Source organism: Pseudomonas quebecensis (assembly GCF_026410085.1).
Classification (GTDB): domain Bacteria; phylum Pseudomonadota; class Gammaproteobacteria; order Pseudomonadales; family Pseudomonadaceae; genus Aquipseudomonas; species Aquipseudomonas quebecensis.
Genome location: NZ_CP112866.1, coordinates 3,761,880 through 3,780,656 on the forward strand (window position 1 = coordinate 3,761,880; position 18,777 = coordinate 3,780,656).

Sequence of the window (18,777 nt, forward strand, 5' to 3'; positions counted from 1 at the left end):
ATGTCGAAATTTTTTATCGACCGTCCCATTTTCGCCTGGGTGATTGCCCTGGTGATCATGCTGGTCGGGGCACTGTCGATCCTGAAGTTGCCCATCAACCAATACCCGGCCATCGCGCCGACCGCTATCGATATCCAGGTGACCTACCCAGGCGCGTCCGCACAAACCGTGCAGGACACCGTGGTGCAGGTGATCGAGCAACAGCTCAACGGTATCGACAACCTGCGTTATGTCTCCTCGGACAGTAACTCCGACGGCAGCATGACCATCACCGTGACGTTCAACCAGGGTACCAACCCGGACATCGCCCAGGTTCAGGTGCAGAACAAGCTGAACCTGGCCACCCCGCTGCTGCCGCAAGAAGTACAGCAGCAGGGGATCCGCGTGACCAAGTCGGTGAAGAACTTCCTGATGGTGATCGGTCTGGTGTCCGAAGACGGCAGCATGACCAAGGACGACCTGTCCAACTACATCGTGTCCAACATCCAGGACCCGATCTCGCGGACAGCCGGCGTGGGTGACTTCCAGGTATTCGGTTCCCAGTACGCCATGCGTATCTGGCTCGACCCGGCCAAGCTGAACAACTACCAGTTGACTCCGGTCGACGTCAGCACCGCCATTTCCGCACAGAACGTGCAGGTGGCCACCGGCCAATTGGGCGGCCTGCCTGCCCTGCCCGGCACTCAGCTGAACGCCACCATCATCGGCAAGACGCGCCTGCAGACCGCAGAGCAGTTCGGCAACATCCTGATGAAGGTCAACACCGACGGCTCGCAGGTTCGCCTCAAGGACGTCGCGCGCATCGAGCTGGGCGGCCAGACCTACAGCATCAGCGCGCAGTTCAACGGCAAGCCGGCCTCCGGCATGGCGATCAAGCTGGCGTCCGGCGCCAACGCCCTGGACACCGCCAAGGCCATCCGCGCCACCGTGGCGTCCCTGGAGCCGTTCTTCCCGCCAGGCATGAAGGCAGTGGTGCCGTATGACACCACCCCGGTAGTGACCGAATCGATCTCCGGTGTGGTGCACACCCTGGTCGAAGCGATCGTGCTGGTGTTCCTGGTGATGTTCCTGTTCCTGCAGAACTTCCGCGCCACCATCATCACCACCATGACCGTTCCGGTGGTACTGCTGGGTACGTTCGGCATCCTCGCGGCGTTCGGTTTCACCATCAACACCCTGACCATGTTCGGCATGATCCTGGCCATCGGCCTGCTGGTGGACGACGCCATCGTGGTGGTGGAGAACGTTGAGCGGGTGATGGCCGAGGAGCACCTGTCGCCTAAAGAAGCGACGGTCAAGTCCATGACCCAGATCCAGGGCGCCCTGGTGGGTATTGCCCTGGTGCTGTCGGCGGTACTGCTGCCAATGGCGTTCTTCGGCGGTTCCACCGGTGTGATCTACAAACAGTTCTCCATCACCATCGTTTCGGCCATGGCGTTGTCGGTACTGGTTGCCCTGATTTTCACCCCGGCGCTGTGCGCCACCATGCTCAAACCGATCGACCCCGAAAAGCACGGCCAACCCAAGCGTGGTTTCTTCGGCTGGTTCAACCGCACCTTCGACCGTAGCGTGGTGAGCTACGAGCGCGGCGTGGGCAACATGATCAAGCACAAGATCCCGGCGTTCCTGGTCTACCTGCTGATCTTCGCCGGCATGATCTGGCTGTTCATGCGCATCCCCGCGGCGTTCCTGCCCGACGAAGACCAGGGCGTAATCTTTGCCCAGGTGCAGACACCGGTCGGCTCCACCGCGGAACGTACGCAGAAAGTCATCGACGACATGCGCATCTTCCTGCTCAACGACAAGGAAGGTGAGCCAGGCGAAGGCAAAGGCGTCAAATCGGTGTTTACCGTGAACGGCTTCAACTTCGCCGGTCGTGGCCAAAGCTCGGGCCTGGCGTTCGTGATGCTCAAGCCGTGGGACGAGCGTGATGCGTCCACTTCGGTGTTCGAGATCGCCAAACGTGCCCAGGGCTACTTCATGCAGACGTTCCAGGACGCCATGGTGTTCGCCATCGTGCCGCCGTCGGTACTGGAATTGGGTAACGCCACCGGTTTCGACGTGTTCCTGCAGGACCAGGGCGGTGTCGGTCATGAGAAGTTGATGGCCGCGCGCAACCAGTTCCTGGGCATGGCGGCACAGAGCAAGATCCTGGCCGGCGTGCGCCCCAACGGCGTGAACGATGAGCCGCAATACGAGCTCACCGTTGACGACGAGAAGGCCAGCGCCCAGGGCATTTCCCTGTCCAACATCAACCAGACCCTGGCGATCGCCCTGGGTGGCAGCTACGTCAACGACTTCATCGACCGTGGTCGTGTGAAGAAGGTGTACGTGCAAGGTGACGCCGCCAGCCGCATGTCTCCAGAAGACCTGAACAAGTGGTACGTGCGCAGCGACTCCGGGAAGATGGTGCCGTTGTCGGCCATCGCCACCGGCAAGTGGATCTACGGCTCGCCGAAGCTCTCGCGTTACAACGGCGTGGCCGCGATGGAAATCCTCGGCACCCCGGCACCGGGCCACAGCACCGGTGAAGCGATGGCCGAAGTCGAGCGCATCGCCAAGCAACTGCCGGCGGGCGTGGGCTATGCGTGGACAGGCCTGTCGTACGAAGAACGCTTGTCCGGCTCGCAGGCACCGGCGTTGTACGCGCTGTCGCTGCTGGTGGTGTTCCTGTGCCTCGCGGCGCTGTACGAAAGCTGGTCGATTCCGATCGCAGTCGTGTTGGTGGTGCCGCTGGGCGTGGTGGGTGCGTTGATCGCCACCAGCATGCGCGGGCTGTCCAACGACGTGTTCTTCCAGGTGGGCCTGTTGGTCACGGTGGGTCTGGCGGCGAAAAACGCCATCCTCATCGTGGAGTTCGCCAAAGAGCTTCACGAACAAGGCAAGGGCATCGTCGAGTCGGCCATCGAAGCCTCTCGCATGCGTCTGCGTCCGATCATCATGACCTCCATGGCGTTCATCCTCGGCGTACTGCCGCTGGCGATCTCCTCGGGTGCCGGTTCAGGCAGCCAGCACGCCATCGGTACCGGCGTGATCGGCGGTATGATCACGGCCACTGTCCTGGCGATCTTCTGGGTGCCGCTGTTCTTCGCCACCGTGTCGGCCATCGGCAACCGCAAAGAACCCGAAACCAAGCAAACTTCTAAAGAGGCTGGCCAATGAGCAAGTCGCTACTTTCCCTGGCCGTCACAGCATTCGTGCTCAGTGGCTGCTCGCTGATCCCTGACTACCAGCGCCCCGAAGCGCCGGTAGCGGCGCAATACCCGCAGGGGCCGGCCTATTCGTCGGCCCAGGCGCCGGGCCAGGCTGCCGCCGAGCAAGGCTGGAAGCAGTTTTTCCATGATCCTGCCCTGCAGCAACTGATCCAGACCGCACTGGTGAACAACCGCGACCTGCGTGTCGCGGCCCTGAACATCGATGCCTACGCCGCGCAATACAACATCCAGCGCGCCGACCTGTTCCCGGCCGTATCGGCCACGGGCAGCGGCGAACGCTCGCGCACCCCGGCTCGCCTGTCGCAGACCGGCGAATCGAGGATCGCCAGCCAGTACTCGGTCGGCCTTGGAATCAGTTCCTATGAGCTGGACCTGTTCGGCCGCGTGCGCAGCCTGAGTGAAGAAGCCCTGCAAAGGTACTTCGCCACGGAAGAAGCGCGGCGCAGCACCCAGATCAGCCTGGTGGCCAGCGTGGCCAACGCCTACCTGACCTGGCAGGCCGACAAGGAACTGCTCAAGCTGACCCAGGACACCCTTGGCGCGTTCGAGCAAAGTTTCAAACTCACCTCGCGCAGCAACGAAGTCGGCGTGGCCTCGGCCCTCGACCTGAGCCAGGCGCGCACCTCGGTGGAGAACGCTCGCGTGCAATTGGCGCGTTACACCCGCCAGGTGGCCCAGGACGAAAACAACCTGACCCTGCTGCTGGGTACCGGCCTGCCGGCCAATCTGGCCAGCCAGCCGCTGTCGGATAACCTGCTCAGCGAAGTACCGGCCGGCCTGCCTTCGGACCTGCTGCAACGTCGCCCCGACATTGTGCAGGCCGAGTACAACCTCAAGGCCGCCAACGCCAATATCGGCGCGGCCCGCGCGGCGTTCTTCCCAAGCATCAGCCTGACCGCCAGCGCCGGCACCGCCAGCCCGAACCTGGGCGGCCTGTTCAAGGGCGGCTCGGGCACCTGGTCGTTCGCCCCGCAGATCAACATCCCGATCTTCAACGCCGGCAGCCTGCGTGCCAGCCTGGACTACTCGAAGATCCAGAAAGAGATCAACGTGGCGAACTACGAAAAGGCGATCCAGACCGGCTTCCAGGAAGTCTCCGATGGCCTCGCCGCGCGGGCGACCTACAAGCAGCAACTGGAAGCCCAGCGCGGTTTCGTCGAGGCCAACCAGGATTACTACCGCCTGGCCGAGCGTCGCTACCGCATCGGTGTCGACAGCAACCTGACGTTCCTCGATGCCCAGCGCCAGCTGTTCAGCGCTCAGCAATCGCTGATCACCGACCGTCTGGCGCAGTTGACCAGCGAGGTCAACCTGTACAAGGCCCTCGGCGGTGGCTGGAATGAGCAGACCGCGAAGAACGAACCGCTGAAAGAAGAAGCGCCGGCGTTCAAGGCGTTCTGATAACGGCGTTGTCATAAAAAACCGCCTCCCTCACAGGAGGCGGTTTTTTTTGGCGACGGCGCTTTGCCCAATCGCCGCATCACTCGCCCCGTCAGCCATCCGCCTTGCATTCCCTTCAACCTTTCGCGGTAAAATCTGTCACAGATTCTTACAGACCACAGAGGGAGCTTGTCGTAATGATCGTAGGAATCGACCTGGGGACAACCAACAGTCTCGCAGCGGTCTGGCGCGGCGATGCCGCCGAATTGGTGCCCAATGCCCTCGGCCAGTTACTGACCCCGAGCGTGGTCGGGCTGGACGACCAGGGTCGCGTGCTGGTCGGTCAGGCCGCCAAGGAGCGCCTGCACACGCACCCGCACCTGACCACGTCGCTGTTCAAGCGCTATATGGGCAGTGCCACCGAGGTGCGCCTGGGCGACCGTTCGTTTCGCCCGGAAGAACTCTCGGCGCTGGTGCTCAAGAGCCTGAAAGAAGACATCGAACGCACCTACGGCCACGCCGTCACCGAAGCCGTGATCAGCGTGCCTGCCTACTTCAGCGACGGCCAACGCAAAGCCACGCGCATTGCCGGTGAACTGGCCGGGCTCAACGTTGAAAAACTGATCAACGAACCCACCGCCGCCGCCCTCGCCTACGGCCTGCATCAACGCGACAAAGAAACCTCGTTCCTGGTGTTCGACCTCGGTGGCGGCACGTTTGACGTGTCGATCATCGAGCTGTTCGACGGGGTGATGGAGGTGCGCGCCAGCGCCGGTGACAACTTTTTGGGCGGCGAAGACTTCGACACGCTGCTGTTGGAGCATTTCGTCGACAGCCAGCGCAACGCCCAGGGTTTTCCACCCACCAGCAGCGTGCTGCAGGCCCTGCGCCGCGAGGCCGAGCGTGTGCGCAAGGCGTTGGGCCAGGATGACAGCGCCGACTTCACCCTGCGCGTCGACGGCCAACAGTGGGTCAAGACCATCAGCCAACAGGAACTGGCCAAGCTCTACACGCCGCTGCTCGAGCGCCTGCGGGCACCGATCGAGCGTGCCCTACGCGATGCGCGCATCCGTGTCAGTGACCTGGATGAAATCCTGCTGGTGGGCGGTACCACGCGGATGCCGCTGGTGCGCAAACTCGCCGCCGGGCTGTTCGGGCGCTTCCCGTCCATCAGCCTCGACCCCGACCAGGTGGTCGCCCACGGCGCCGCGATCCAGGCCGCGCTCAAGGCGCGTTCCGCCGCGCTGGAAGAAGTCGTGCTGACCGACGTGTGCCCCTACACCCTCGGCATCGAAACCTCAAACCAGTACGGCGGCCACATCGAGAGCGGGCTGTACCTGCCCTTGATCGAACGCAACAGCAGCGTGCCGGTGAGCCGGGTCAAAAGCGTGGTCACCCTGCATGACGACCAGAGCCGCGTCCTGTTGAAGATCTACCAGGGCGAAAGCCGCCTGGTAAAAGACAACATCGAACTGGGCCAGCTGGAAATCGCCGTGCCCAAGCGCAAGGCCGGCGAAGTCTCGCTGGACGTGCGCTTCACCTACGACAACAACGGCCTGCTCGAAGCCCAGGTGAATATCCCGCTGACCGGCGAGCAGCACTCCCTGGTGATCGAGAACAATCCCGGCGTGCTCAGCCCGCAGGAAATCCAGCAACGCCTGCAAGCCCTGGCGCTGCTGAAAATTCATCCGCGCGACCAGCAGGTCAACACCGTCCTGACCGCGCGCCTTGAACGGCTCTATCAGGAAAGCCTGGGTGAGCTGCGCGAACAGCTCGGGCATTGGGCCGCGCAGTTCCAGCAGGTGCTCGATACCCAGGACGAACGCCGCATCCGCGAAGCCCGCAGCGAACTGACCCGGCAACTGGAGCAGCTCGATAACGGGTTCTGGCGCTGAGGAAACCTCCCATGGATTGTTGGACCGTATTGCAGCTGCCGGAAGATGCCGACGAGCGCACCATCAAGCGCAGCTATGCACGCTTGCTCAAAAGCTGCCGCCCGGACGAGGATGCCGTCGGCTTCCAGCGCCTGCGCGAGGCCTATGAAGAGGCACTGAGCGAAGCGCGCTGGCGCGTGGACAACGACGAGCAGGTGGCCGTCGAGGCACCGCCGGCCGAAGCGGCCCCCGGCAATCTCAGCGACCTGGCCGAACTGATGGACGTGCGCCCCCTCAGCCCGGCGCCGTTCGACGCCCCCGCGCCAGACCCAGCCGAGGCGCTGATCTGCGGCCTCAATGCCCATAACCTCGATGAACGCTGGGCGCAGGCTCGGCAACAGGGTTGCGCCGACGCGTTCCAGGCCGGCCTGTTGCGCCATTGTTTCACTGCCCCCGGCGAACGCAGCGCCATCGCCCAATGGGCCGCGCAGCACCTGGAATGGCTGACGCCGTGGCAGCAGGTGGCGATGACCACCTGGCAGTACGAGGCGCTGACCGGCGAACTGTTGCAGGACTACCGCCGCACCTTGCAAGAGCTGCTGGAGCAGCAGGCCGAACGCGAGTTCATCCGCCAATTGACGCAGCACAACAGCCAAGCCTGGTTGCAGGTATTCGACCTGCAGCAACAGTGGCAACGCATCGTTCTGCAATTGCTGCATGACACCCAGTGGAGCGTGCCGCTGTTCGAACGGGTGTGCCAGGCGTTTGGTTGGGATGACCAGAAAGGCGTTTACCCGGAACCGGCGTGGATGTGGCGCCAGTTGGTGTCGCGCTGCGAGCAGGAGAGTTTCTTCGCTCATCTGCAGGAGAAAGCCCAGGACACCCGACGCAACTCCGCCGACGCCCTGGCCGCGCGCCTGCTGCTGACGCCGATGTCCGCCACGCAACAAAAACGCATCATTGATACCTTCGGCGACAACGAATGGAACGCCTGCCAGCACCTGGCCGAAACGTTGACCTGGCGCTACCCGCAACTGACCGAGCGGCTGCCTCAACCTGACCTGTTCTTCTGGCGCAAATTCGTGCCACGGCCGATCTACACCCAAGTATTTATCCGGTTGTGGGCCGTGTTCGCCCTGGGTATCGGCCTGAGCATCGCCCACTCCGGGCCCGACAAACTGGACTTGATGTCGGTGTCGATCTTTATGTTCATGGCACTGGTGCCGGCCGGCATCGGCTTTCGCGTCACGCAGCTGTGGGCCGGGATGAGTTCGACCTACAGAGTGCTGGACTTGTGGCTGAGCCAGCGCTTGATCCCCAAGCGACTCAACCCCAACGACTATTGGCTGGTGATCCGCCACGGCGTGCCGCAGGCGATCATGCTGGTGGCCTGCGGCTTGATGCTCGGCGTACTCGGCGCGTTCACCTATGCCGGCATGGTACTGATCAACCTGTTGCACAAAAAACGCATCGGCCATATGAGCCAACGCTTCAGCGAAGGCTACCCGTGGCTCAACGGCCTGCATTGGGCGTTCTGGAGCCCGTGGCAAGTGGTGTTCCTGGTGGTGATGGTGGCCGTGATCGTCGCGGCCCAGCATTACTTGCCGGCGTTCCCCTGGACCCACATCGACCTGCCCAAACGCTGAGCCTGCCTGCCGGGCCCAAGCGCCCGGCAACTTGCGTTCGATCACCGCCCACAACCCGCCCTCCCCCGATTGAAGCGCGCCCGCAGCCCCGCGCACCATGGCCGCCACCTGCATAACCCCAATAACAACAGGTCCGCCACCATGAGCACTTTCCATCCGCGCCGGCTGCTGCTGGCCATCGCTGTCGCCAGTCTTGCCCTGCCTGCCGTCGCCCAAGAGCACGGTTTTTTCGAAGACGCCGGCGCCAACCTCAATCTGCGTAATTTCTTCTTCAACCGTAACTTCACCAACCCGAGCAAAACCCAGGGCGGCGCCCAGGAATGGACGCAGAGTTTTATTCTCGACGCCAAATCCGGCTTCACTCAGGGCGCGGTGGGGTTCGGCGTGGACGTGCTGGGGCTGTATTCGCTCAAGCTCGACGGCGGACGCGGCACCGGCGGCACCCAGCTGTTGCCGTTGGATCACGACGGTCGCCCGGCCGATGACTTCGGGCGTTTGGGCGTGGCGTTCAAGGCACGGCTGTCCAGGACCGAGCTGAAGGTGGGCGAGTGGATGCCGGTGCTGCCGATCCTGCGCGCCGACGATGGCCGCTCCCTGCCGCAAACCTTGCGCGGCGGGCAGATCACGTCGAAGGAAATCGACGGCCTGACCCTCTATGGCGGCCAGTTCCGCGCCAACAGCCCGCGCGACGACAGCAGTCTGTCGGACATGTCGATGGTGGGCAAAACCGCGTTCACCTCGGACCGCTTCAACTTCCAGGGCGCTGAATACGCGTTCAACGACAAACGCACCCAGGTCGGCCTGTGGAACGCTCAGCTCAAGGACATTTACCGCCAGCAATTCGTCAACCTGATCCACAGCCAGCCTGTGGGCGACTGGACCCTGGGCGCCAACCTCGGGTTCTTCTACGGCAAGCAAGACGGCAGCGCCCGCGCGGGCGAGCTGGACAATCAAACCTGGTCCGGCCTGTTCTCGGCCAAATACGGCGGCAACACGTTCTATGTGGGCCTGCAAAAGCTCAGCGGCGACAGTGCATGGATGCGCGTCAACGGCACCAGCGGCGGCACCCTGGCCAACGACAGCTACAACTCAAGCTACGACAACGCCCGGGAGAAATCCTGGCAAGTGCGCCACGACTACAACTTCGCCGCCCTCGGCTTGCCGGGCCTGACCCTGATGAACCGCTATATCAGCGGCAGCAATGTGCACAGCGGCACCGTTACCGACGGCAAGGAATGGGGGCGCGAAAGCGAAGTGGGCTACACCGTGCAAAGCGGTGCGGCGAAAAACCTTACAGTACGCTGGCGCAATTCCAGCATGCGCCGCGACTACAGCAACAACGAGTTCGATGAAAACCGGCTGATCGTCAGTTACCCGATCAGTCTGCTGTAAACCGGCGCGGCACTTGCTGTATGGTGCGCGCCTGCCGCTGCTGATTCGCCCAGCAGCGGCCTCTTTGCCGAGCCCGTGCCCACCATGAAACTCTATGCTTTCGCCGCTGCCGTGCTGGCCCTGGCCCTGAGCCTCGGCGGCTGCATCGGCGCGCCCATCGCCCTGACGCCGCAGACTGAGCAACGCCTGCAAGCCCAGGCGCCGATCCGCTTTCTGTTGACGTTCGATGACGGCCCCAGCGCTTCGGGCTACAACAATCCGACCCGCTCGGTGATCGCCGACCTGGCACACAACCCCGTGCTGCCGGGCATCAAGGCGGTGTTTTTCCTGCAGACCGAATCCGCGCGCGCAGGCGGCAGTTCGCGGGGCCGCAAGACCATGGAGCGTGAGTACGCCGGCGGGCATGTGCTGGCGTTTCACACCGCCACCACCTTCCACACCAATCACCGCTGGCTCAACGATGCCGAACTGGAACGCACCCTCATCCAGGGCGCGGCCGATATCGCCGCCATCACCGGCGCACCGCCGCGCCTGGTACGCCCGCCGTTCTGGAATTACGACCGCCGCACCTTCGCCGCCTACCAGCGCCACGGCATGCAGGTACTGCTCACGGACCTGAGCGCCAATGACGGCAAGATCTGGGGCTTCAACGCCAGCCCGAGGCGGCGCGCCAACCTGTACCGGCAACTGTCGGTGGTGCGCGAACGTATCGCCCTGGGCGAATTGCCTACGGTGGACGGCGTGATCCCGGTGGTGGTGACCTTCCACGACATCAACCGCTACACCGCGCGGCACCTACAGGAGTACTTGCAGATCCTGCTGGACAGTGCCCGCACCAACGGCATGCACACCGCCGCCGAGCCTTTCTACACCGACCACGCCGCACTGCAACGCGCCGCACTGGCCCGTACCGTCAAGGATGTGAATGAAGCCGTGCACCTGCCGGGTGTGTGGAACTGGGTATGGGACTCGGATTCCCACTGACCCGGCGTGGCGCCCATCTGTCAGCCCTGGCGGGATTCAACGCCCAGCTCGTCCCATACCGACTCGGCCAGGTGAAAAGTCGCATTCGCCGCTGGAATCCCGCAATAGATCGCGCTCTGCATCAACACTTCCTTGATCTCGGCGCGGGTCACGCCGTTGCTGGCGGCGGCGCGCAGGTGCAGCTTGAGTTCTTCGCCGCGGTTCATGCCGATCAGCATGGCGATAGTGATCAAGCTGCGGGTGTGCCGGGGCAGACCGGGACGGGTCCAGATATCGCCCCAGGCATGACGGGTGATCATCTCCTGGAATTCGCTGTTGAACTCGGTGAGGGCATTGAGGCTGCGGTCGACATGGGCGTCCCCCAACACGTCGCGGCGCACCTGCAGACCCTCGGCATAACGTTGTTTCTCGTCCACGAAAAGCTCCTTAGCGGCACAGCAGGAATTTAATCACCCGGTCACTGAACGCAGCACCGGCCTGGACGTTGGACAGGTGCGCGGCATAGAACTCGGCGTATTCGGCGCCCTTGACCTGTTGCTGGATAAAGTGGCCACCGGCAGGCGGGGTGACGGCATCTTCACTGCCGGCGATAACCAGGGTCGGCACCTGGATCGACGCTAACGCCCCGCGCAGGTCCGCATCGCGCACGGCCGCGCAGTTGGCGGCGTAGCCTTGAGGCGAGGTGGCGGCGAGCATATCGGTGATCAGTTTGGCCTGGTGCGGGTTGGCGGCGGCGAAGTCGGGGGTGAACCAGCGCGCGATCGATGCATCGCGCAAGGCCACCATCGCATCCGGGCCATCGCGCAGCACCGTCTCGATGCGTGGGTTCCACACCTCGGGCGTGCCGATCTTGGCGGCGGTGTTGCACACCACCAGCCGCTGCAGGCGCTCGCCGGCGTTGATCCCCAGCCATTGGCCGATCAGGCCGCCCATGGACAGGCCACAGAAATGCGCGCGGGGAATCTGCAGCGCATCCAGCAGCGCGAGCACATCGCGCCCCAACTGCTCGATGCGGTAAGGCCCCTCGGTCACCAGCGACTTGCCATGGCCACGGGTATCGTAACGCAACACGCGAAAATGCTCGGTGAACGCCGGGATCTGGATATCCCACATACGCAGGTTGGTGCCCAATGAATTGGACAGCACCAGCACCGGCGCATCGACAGGACCTTCCAGTTGGTAATGCAGGTCGCCCTCGGCGAGTTGTACAAAAGCCACAGCAGTCTCCTCAGGCACTCAATGCAAAATGGTCGGTCACGGCGCGGGTAACCCAGGTGTGCGCCTGGCCCAGATAATGGGCCGGGTCGAGCAGGCGATCCAACTCGGTGGCGGACAGTTCGGCGCTCACCTGCGGCTCATCGGCCAATACCGCGCGCAGATGGCGTCCCTCGGCAACCGCGCGCCGGCAGCAGCGCTCGAGCAAATCGTGCGCGGTTTCGCGGCCCAGGCGCTGGGCGAGCACCATGCTCACCGCCTCGGCCAGCACCAGACCCTGGGTCAAATCAAGGTTGTGGGCCATGCGCGCCGGATCGACCTCCAAGCCTCGGCCCAGCAGCAGCGCCTGTTGCAACGCGCCGGAGACCAACCGGCAAATGTCCGGCAGGGTTTCCCACTCGGCATGCCACAGGCCCAGGCTGCGCTCGTGCTCCTGGGGCATGGCGCTGAGCATTGTGGCCACCAGGCCCGGTACGCGGGTGGCGGCGCTGATCAGTACGGCGGCGCCGACCGGGTTGCGTTTGTGCGGCATGGTGGAAGAACCGCCCTTGCCCGGCGCCGCAGGCTCGAACACTTCCGCCGCCTCGGTCTGCATCAGCAGGCTGATATCCCGGCCCAGTTTGCCGAGGCTGCCGGCGATCAGGCCCAGCACACTGGCGAACTCCACCAGGCGATCGCGCTGGGTGTGCCAGGGTTGTTCGGGCAACGTCAGGCGCAATTCGGCGGCCAGGGCTTCGGCTACCGGCATGGCCTGTTCGCCCAGCGCGGCCAAGGTGCCGGATGCGCCGCCCAATTGCAGCACCAGCAGGCGCGGTTTGAGTTCGGCCAGACGTTGCCGGGAACGGGTCACCGCACCCAGCCAACCGGCGATTTTCATACCCAGGGTCACCGGCGTCGCATGCTGCAACCAGGTGCGCCCGGCCAACGGCACGGCGGCATAGCGCTGGGCTTGCGCGGCCAGCACTTCACCCAATTGCGCCAGGTCGCTTTCGATCAATACCAGGGCGCGCCGCAGTTGCAGCACCAGGCCGGTGTCCATCACGTCCTGGCTGGTGGCCCCCAGGTGCACATAGCGCTCGGCGTTGGCGTCTTCACTGGCAATCAGTTTGCCCAAGGCCTTGACCAGCGGGATCGCCGAATTGCCCGCCGAGGCGATGGCTACGCCGAGGGCGTCAACGTCGTACAGCGACGCCAGACATGCCTGGGCAATCGGCGCCACCGCCGCTGGCGGAATCAACCCCACGCGAGCCTGCGCCCGGGCCAGGCCGGCTTCAAAGTCGAGCATGCCTTGCAAGCGGCCGTGGTCGCAGAACACCTCAGCCATGCTGTCGGCGGTGAAATAGGCGTCGAACAGTTGGTTGCTCGTGCGCAATGTCATAAGGCTTTCCTACTTCCGATTACAGATCGTGGTGCAAGTACGCCGCCTGCCGGGGCAGGCGCAGGCTGAACAGGAACGCCACCGCCATCATCGCCGTGACGTACCAGTAGAACGTGTTTTCCATCCCCATGGATTTCAGGCCCAGCGCGACGAACTCCGCCGAACCGCCAAAGACCGCATTGGCCACCGCATACGCCAGGCCGACACCGAGGGCGCGCACCTGTGGCGGAAACATTTCGGCTTTCACCAGGCCGCTGATCGAGGTGTAGAAACTGACGATGGCCAATGCCAATGTGATCAGCACGAACGCCAGGAACGGGCTGGCGACGGTCTTGAGGGTGAGCAGGATAGGAACGGTGAGTAATGTGCCGAGGCCCGCGAACCACAGCATCGAATTACGCCGGCCGATCTTGTCCGCCAGCATGCCGAACACCGGCTGCATGCACATATAGAGGAACAGCGCGCCGGTCATGATGTAGCTCGACGTCTTGGCGTGCATGCCGACGGTGTTCACCAGGTATTTCTGCATATACGTGGTGAAGGTATAAAAAATCAACGAACCGCCGGCGGTGTACCCCAGCACCGTAATGAACGCCGCCTTATGGTCGCGAAACAATGCGGCGATGCTGCCGGCGTCTTTGTCTTCGCGGATTTCCTTGCTGGTGGTTTCCTTGAGCGTGCGACGCAGCAGCAGCGAGATCACCGCCGCGATGGCACCGATTACAAACGGGATGCGCCAGCCCCAGGCGCGCAGCTCTTCTTCGGTGAGGAACTGTTGGAGAATCACCACCACCAGCACCGCCAGCAACTGGCCGCCGATCAGCGTTACGTATTGGAACGAGGCGAAAAACCCGCGCTGGCCCTTGAGCGCCACTTCGCTCATGTAGGTGGCGGTGGTGCCGTACTCACCGCCCACCGACAGGCCTTGGAACAGGCGCGCCAGCAGCAGCAGGATCGGCGCCCACACACCAATGTCGTTGTAAGTCGGCAGGAACGCGATGACCAGCGAGCCGGCGCACATCATCAGCACCGAGATCATCATTGAGTTCTTGCGCCCGTGCTTGTCCGCCACGCGGCCAAACAGCCAGCCACCGATGGGACGCATCAGGAAACCGGCGGCGAATACCCCGGCGGTGTTGACCAATTGCACGGTGGGGTTGTCCGACGGAAAAAACGCCGGGGCAAAGTAGATGGCGCAGAAGGCATAGACGTAGAAGTCGAACCATTCGACCAGGTTGCCGGAGGACGCCCCCACAATCGCAAAGATCCGTTTGCTGCGTTCTTCTCCGGTGTAATGACTGGTTTTTGTGGTCATGATTTTTTTACTCAATGGGAACGGTTATAGCCTAGACATACTTTGCAACAACCATGTTCCGCAAGCAGACTTTCAGGAAGGCAGGCAGTGCCTGGGCCGGCCTCATCGGGGGCAAGCCCCCTCCCACATTTTGATCGCACCACCTATCAACTGTGGGAGGGGGCTTGCCCCCGATGAGGCCCCAACAAGCAACTCAATAATCGAAGAACACCGTTTCCTTATCGGTCCCCTGCAAAATCACATTCCACTGATACACACCGTGCTCACCCGGCGTGGCAATCAACGTGCCCCGTCGCTCTGCCGGCACACAGGCCAGCAACGGGTCATCCCCATTCAGCGCCTCACCGTCGAAGTAAATCCGCGTCAGCAGGTGCTTCACCAACCCACGGGCAAACACCAGCACCACCAGATGCGGCGCCTGGGTGGTGCCCTTCAGTCCGGGCACGCTGCCCGGTTTGATGGTGGTAAACCGGAAGCGCCCTTCGGCGTCCACCGGCACGCGGCCGAAGCCGTCGAAGTTCGGGTCGAGGGCTTTGTCCTGCTCGTCCTCGGGGTGAGCGTACTTGCCGGCGGCATTGGCCTGCCAGACTTCCAGCATGGCGTCGTTGACCACCTCGCCATTGCCATCCAACACCTGCCCGCTGATCGCCACGCGTTCGCCGAGGGTGGCCGCGGTGGTCAGGTCCTCGCGGTTCAGCCAGGTCAGGCCGATGTGGTAATACGGCCCGACGGTGTGGGACGTGGTCGCGTTGAGTGTCATCTTATTTCTCCATCGGCGTGGCGTCGCGGCCGCGCAGGACGATGTCCCAGCGGTAGCCGAGGGCATAGGCAGGGATGGTTTTTTCCAGGTCGAAACGCGCGATCAGACGTTCCTTGGCACGGGTGTCCGGCACGCAGTTGTAGATCGGGTCGTATTCGAGCAGCGGGTCGCCGGGGAAATACATCTGCGTCACCAACCGCGTCAGCACACTGGGGCCGAACAGCGAAAAGTGAATATGCGCCGGGCGCCACGCGTTGTGGTGATTGCCCCACGGATAGGCGCCGGGCTTGATGGTCTGGAACTGGTACCAGCCCTCGGCGTCGGTGACCGTGCGCCCGGTGCCCGTGAAGTTGGGGTCCAGCGGCGCGTCGTGCAGGTCGCGCGGGTGGTGGTAGCGCCCGGCGGCGTTGGCCTGCCAGATCTCCACCAGAATGCCCGGTACCGGCAAGCCATTTTCATCCAGCACGCGGCCGTGAATGATGATGCGTTCGCCCTGGGGCTCACCGTCGTGCTGGGCGGTGAGGTCGTTGTCCTGCTCGCCGATCCGCTCGGCACCAATGGTCGGGCCGGTGATTTCCGACAAGGAATGAGGCAGAAACACCAACGGCTTGGACGGCGAACGCAGGTTCGTCGACTGGTATGCCGGGTGCAGGTAGTCAGGCTGGGTGCCCGCCTGGGGGCGCCGGTAACCGGGCTTATCACTCATGGAGCCATCCTCTCTTATTAGGCTTAGACGCGTTCGATCGCCAGGGCCAGGCCTTGGCCGACGCCCACGCACAGGGTTGCCAGGCCTTTGCGGCCGCCGGTTTTTTCCAATTGATGCAGGGCCGTCAACACCAGCCGCGCGCCGCTCATGCCCAACGGATGACCAAGGGCGATGGCGCCGCCGTTCGGGTTGACCTGCGGCGCATCGTCGGCCAGGCCCAGTTCACGCAGCACGGCCAGGCCTTGGCTGGCGAAGGCTTCGTTGAGTTCGATCACGTCGAAGTCGCTGACCGCCAGGTCCAGACGCGCCAACAATTTGCGCACCGCCGGCACCGGGCCAATACCCATCACGCGCGGCGCCACACCGGCACTGGCCATGCCCAATACGCGGGCACGGGCGGTCAAACCGTGTTGTCGCACGGCCTCGGCGGACGCCAGGATCAGCGCCGCCGCGCCGTCGTTGACTCCCGAGGCATTGCCGGCGGTGACGGTCTTGCCCGGGCCGTTGACGGGTTTGAGCGTGGTCAGGGCTTCCAGGGTGGTGTCCCGTGGATGCTCATCGCGCTCCACCACGGTGTCGCCTTTTTTATGGGCGACCCGCACCGGTACGATTTCCTCGGCAAAGTAGCCGGCGGCTTGCGCGGCAGCCGCACGTTGCTGGCTGCGCAGGGCGAACGCGTCCTGGTCGGCACGGGAGACGTTGTAGTCGTCGGCCACGTTGTCGGCGGTCTGCGGCATCGCATCCACGCCATACTGGGCTTTCATCAACGGGTTGATAAAACGCCAGCCGATAGTGGTGTCTTCCAGCGTCATGTTGCGCGAAAACGCGGCATCGGCTTTGCCCATCACGAATGGCGCACGGGACATTGACTCGACGCCACCGGCAATCGCCAGCTCCATTTCGCCGCTGGCGATGGCACGAAACGCGGTGCCGATGGCTTCCATGCCCGAGGCGCACAAACGGTTGAGGGTCACACCGGGCACGCTCTGCGGCAGGCCGGCCAGCAGCAGCGCCATGCGCGCGACATTGCGGTTGTCTTCGCCGGCCTGGTTGGCGCAGCCGAGGAATACCTCATCGACCGCGCCCCATTGCACCGACGGGTTGCGCGCCATCAACGCCTTGATCGGCAGCGCCGCCAGGTCATCGGCACGCACGCTGGACAAACCACCGCCAAAGCGGCCAATGGGGGTGCGAACGGCGTCGCAGATAAATACCTCGCGCATCAGGCTTCTCCCGGGGTTTGGCCGTGGGCGGCGGCGGTGCGGGCTTCAAGATCGCGCAACGCGGTCAGCTCGACGACGGTGGGTTCGGGGGTAGTGCCGAGCTGCTCGGCGAAGCGAATCGCCCAGCCGGTGGCGGCCACCACCTGTTCGCGGGTCACGCCGGGATGCAGCGTGGTGACCACAAACTCATGGGTGCCCTCCTCCGGCTCCATGATGCACAGGTCGGTAATAATCCCTACGGGACCTGCACCTGGCAGACCCAGGCGTTTGCGCGAGTCGCCACCTTCGCCGTGGCCGACCGAGGTGATGAAGTCCAGTTTGTCGACGAACGAGCGCGCCGATTGTTTGAGGATAATCAACACGCTCTTGGCCGAACCGGCGATCTCCGGCGCCCCCCCGGCCCCCGGCAGGCGCACTTTGGGTTGGTGATAATCGCCGACCACAGTGGTGTTGATATTGCCGAAGCGGTCTACCTGGGCCGCGCCGAGAAACCCGACGTCAATGCGCCCGCCCTGCAGCCAGTAGCGAAAAATCTCGGCCGTGGGCACCACGGTGTCAGCGGTTTGCGCCAACTCGCCATCACCGATGGACAGCGGCAGCACGGACGGCTTGGCGCCGATCGGACCGGACTCGTAAATCAACACCACATCCGGCGACGAGGTCAGGCGCGCCAGGTTGGCGGCTTTGGAAGGCAGGCCGATACCGACGAAACACACCGAGCCGTTCTGGAGGCGACGCGCGGCGGCGACGGTCATCATTTCATGGGTCGAATAAGTCATTGCTTGGCCTCCTGGGCGGCGGCCAGTTTGGCCTGGAACTCAGTGAAATCGGCAGTGCCGCGGATGTAGTCGTCGATCCACGCAGTAAACGTCCCACGGTCGCGAGCGATTGGGTCCCACGCCTGATAGAAGCGGTTATCCCGTTCGTTGTAGCCTTGGGCGTAGGACGGGTGCGCGCCGCCGGGCACATGGCATACCGCGCTCAGGGCCCAGGTGGGCAGCACGCAGCTGTTCATCGGCGCATTCAGGTCGTCGACAATTTCTTCCACGGTGACGATGCAACGCTTGGCGGCCAGCGCGGCTTCTTTCTGCACACCGAGAATGCCCCAGAGCAGTACGTTGCCCTTGCGGTCGGCCTTCTGCGCGTGAATCACCGTGACATCCGGGCGCACCGACGGCACGGCCGCCAGCACTTCGCCAGTGAACGGGCACGTCACGCTCTTGATCAGTGGATTGACCTTGGGCAAGTCGGAACCGGCGTAAGCACGCAGCACCGCAAAGGGTAGGCCGGAGGCGCCAGCAACGTAGGCATTGGCCAGGTCGGCGTGGCTGTGTTCTTCGATTTCCAACGGCTGCGGCCACTGCTTCTCGACCGCGTCGCGCAGACGATGCAAGGAACCTACGCCGGGGTTGCCGCCCCAGGAAAAAATCAGCTTGCGGGCGCAACCGGCACCGATCAACTGGTCGTAGATCAGGTCGGGCGTCATGCGGACCAGCGTCAGGTCTTTCTTGCCTTGACGGATGATTTCATGACCCGCTGCCGTAGGTATGAGGTGGGTAAAGCCTTCCAATGCGACGGTATCGCCGTCATTGACGAATTGCTTTACCGCATCACGCAGCGCGAGGATTTCAGCCATGGGGTCGGGCTCCCGGTGTTGATCGAAAAAGGCGCTGAGGGGGCGCCGAAGTG

At 63.6% G+C, this 18,777-nt stretch carries 15 protein-coding genes; 6 read left to right on the plus strand and 9 right to left on the minus strand.

Features of this window, described 5'->3' with window-relative positions; all coding sequences use genetic code 11:
- From OSC50_RS17550 to OSC50_RS17575, 6 genes are all read left to right on the plus strand, one after another.
- Entirely contained in the window at positions 1 to 3,162 is a 3,162-nt protein-coding gene (locus OSC50_RS17550; protein ID WP_181081536.1) for an efflux RND transporter permease subunit, read from the plus strand.
- Entirely contained in the window at positions 3,159 to 4,616 is a 1,458-nt protein-coding gene (gene adeC / locus OSC50_RS17555; protein WP_181081537.1) for an AdeC/AdeK/OprM family multidrug efflux complex outer membrane factor, read from the plus strand. Before OSC50_RS17550 ends, adeC begins: the two co-directional genes overlap by 4 nt.
- A gap of 176 nt (positions 4,617 to 4,792) precedes the next feature.
- Positions 4,793 to 6,490 carry a molecular chaperone HscC gene (locus tag OSC50_RS17560; RefSeq protein ID WP_181081538.1) on the plus strand — a complete coding sequence of 566 codons (1,698 nt, stop codon included), beginning with the start codon at positions 4,793 to 4,795 and terminating at the stop codon, positions 6,488 to 6,490.
- Between the two features lie 11 nt (positions 6,491 to 6,501).
- Positions 6,502 to 8,115: a J domain-containing protein gene (locus tag OSC50_RS17565; RefSeq protein ID WP_266248343.1), complete on the plus strand. Its 1,614-nt coding sequence runs from the start codon at positions 6,502 to 6,504 to the stop codon at positions 8,113 to 8,115.
- 141 nt (positions 8,116 to 8,256) lie between these two features.
- Positions 8,257 to 9,507, plus strand: coding sequence for an OprD family porin (locus OSC50_RS17570; protein WP_266248342.1), 1,251 nt, complete (start codon positions 8,257 to 8,259; stop codon positions 9,505 to 9,507).
- An 84-nt stretch (positions 9,508 to 9,591) separates the two neighbouring features.
- Positions 9,592 to 10,491, plus strand: a complete 900-nt coding sequence (locus tag OSC50_RS17575) for a polysaccharide deacetylase family protein (protein WP_266248340.1) — start codon at positions 9,592 to 9,594, stop codon at positions 10,489 to 10,491.
- 20 nt (positions 10,492 to 10,511) lie between these two features.
- Here OSC50_RS17575 and pcaC read toward each other — a convergent pair whose 3' ends face one another.
- The 9 genes from pcaC to OSC50_RS17620 all read right to left on the minus strand — a co-directional run bounded on the left by pcaC (position 10,512) and on the right by OSC50_RS17620 (position 18,724).
- Positions 10,512 to 10,907, minus strand: coding sequence for a 4-carboxymuconolactone decarboxylase (gene pcaC, locus OSC50_RS17580; RefSeq protein WP_181081542.1), 396 nt, complete (start codon positions 10,905 to 10,907; stop codon positions 10,512 to 10,514).
- Between the two features lie 10 nt (positions 10,908 to 10,917).
- On the minus strand, positions 10,918 to 11,709 hold the full coding sequence (pcaD, locus tag OSC50_RS17585) for a 3-oxoadipate enol-lactonase (RefSeq protein WP_181081543.1): 792 nt from the start codon (positions 11,707 to 11,709) through the stop codon (positions 10,918 to 10,920).
- 10 nt (positions 11,710 to 11,719) lie between these two features.
- Positions 11,720 to 13,084, minus strand: a complete 1,365-nt coding sequence (locus tag OSC50_RS17590) for a 3-carboxy-cis,cis-muconate cycloisomerase (RefSeq protein WP_266248337.1) — start codon at positions 13,082 to 13,084, stop codon at positions 11,720 to 11,722.
- A 19-nt stretch (positions 13,085 to 13,103) separates the two neighbouring features.
- Positions 13,104 to 14,399, minus strand: coding sequence for an MFS family transporter (locus OSC50_RS17595; protein ID WP_181081545.1), 1,296 nt, complete (start codon positions 14,397 to 14,399; stop codon positions 13,104 to 13,106).
- A gap of 193 nt (positions 14,400 to 14,592) precedes the next feature.
- Positions 14,593 to 15,159, minus strand: a complete 567-nt coding sequence (gene pcaG / locus OSC50_RS17600; protein WP_253511048.1) for a protocatechuate 3,4-dioxygenase subunit alpha — start codon at positions 15,157 to 15,159, stop codon at positions 14,593 to 14,595.
- A gap of 1 nt (position 15,160) precedes the next feature.
- Positions 15,161 to 15,865, minus strand: a complete 705-nt coding sequence (gene pcaH, locus OSC50_RS17605; RefSeq protein ID WP_253511044.1) for a protocatechuate 3,4-dioxygenase subunit beta — start codon at positions 15,863 to 15,865, stop codon at positions 15,161 to 15,163.
- Between the two features lie 23 nt (positions 15,866 to 15,888).
- A complete protein-coding gene (gene pcaF, locus OSC50_RS17610; protein WP_181081561.1) occupies positions 15,889 to 17,091 on the minus strand; it encodes a 3-oxoadipyl-CoA thiolase in 1,203 nt (400 codons plus the stop codon).
- Positions 17,088 to 17,867, minus strand: coding sequence for a CoA-transferase subunit beta (locus OSC50_RS17615; protein WP_266248335.1), 780 nt, complete (start codon positions 17,865 to 17,867; stop codon positions 17,088 to 17,090). Before OSC50_RS17615 ends, pcaF begins: the two co-directional genes overlap by 4 nt.
- Positions 17,864 to 18,724 carry a CoA transferase subunit A gene (locus OSC50_RS17620; protein ID WP_266248333.1) on the minus strand — a complete coding sequence of 287 codons (861 nt, stop codon included), beginning with the start codon at positions 18,722 to 18,724 and terminating at the stop codon, positions 17,864 to 17,866. Before OSC50_RS17620 ends, OSC50_RS17615 begins: the two co-directional genes overlap by 4 nt.
- Positions 18,725 to 18,777 lie beyond the last annotated feature (53 nt).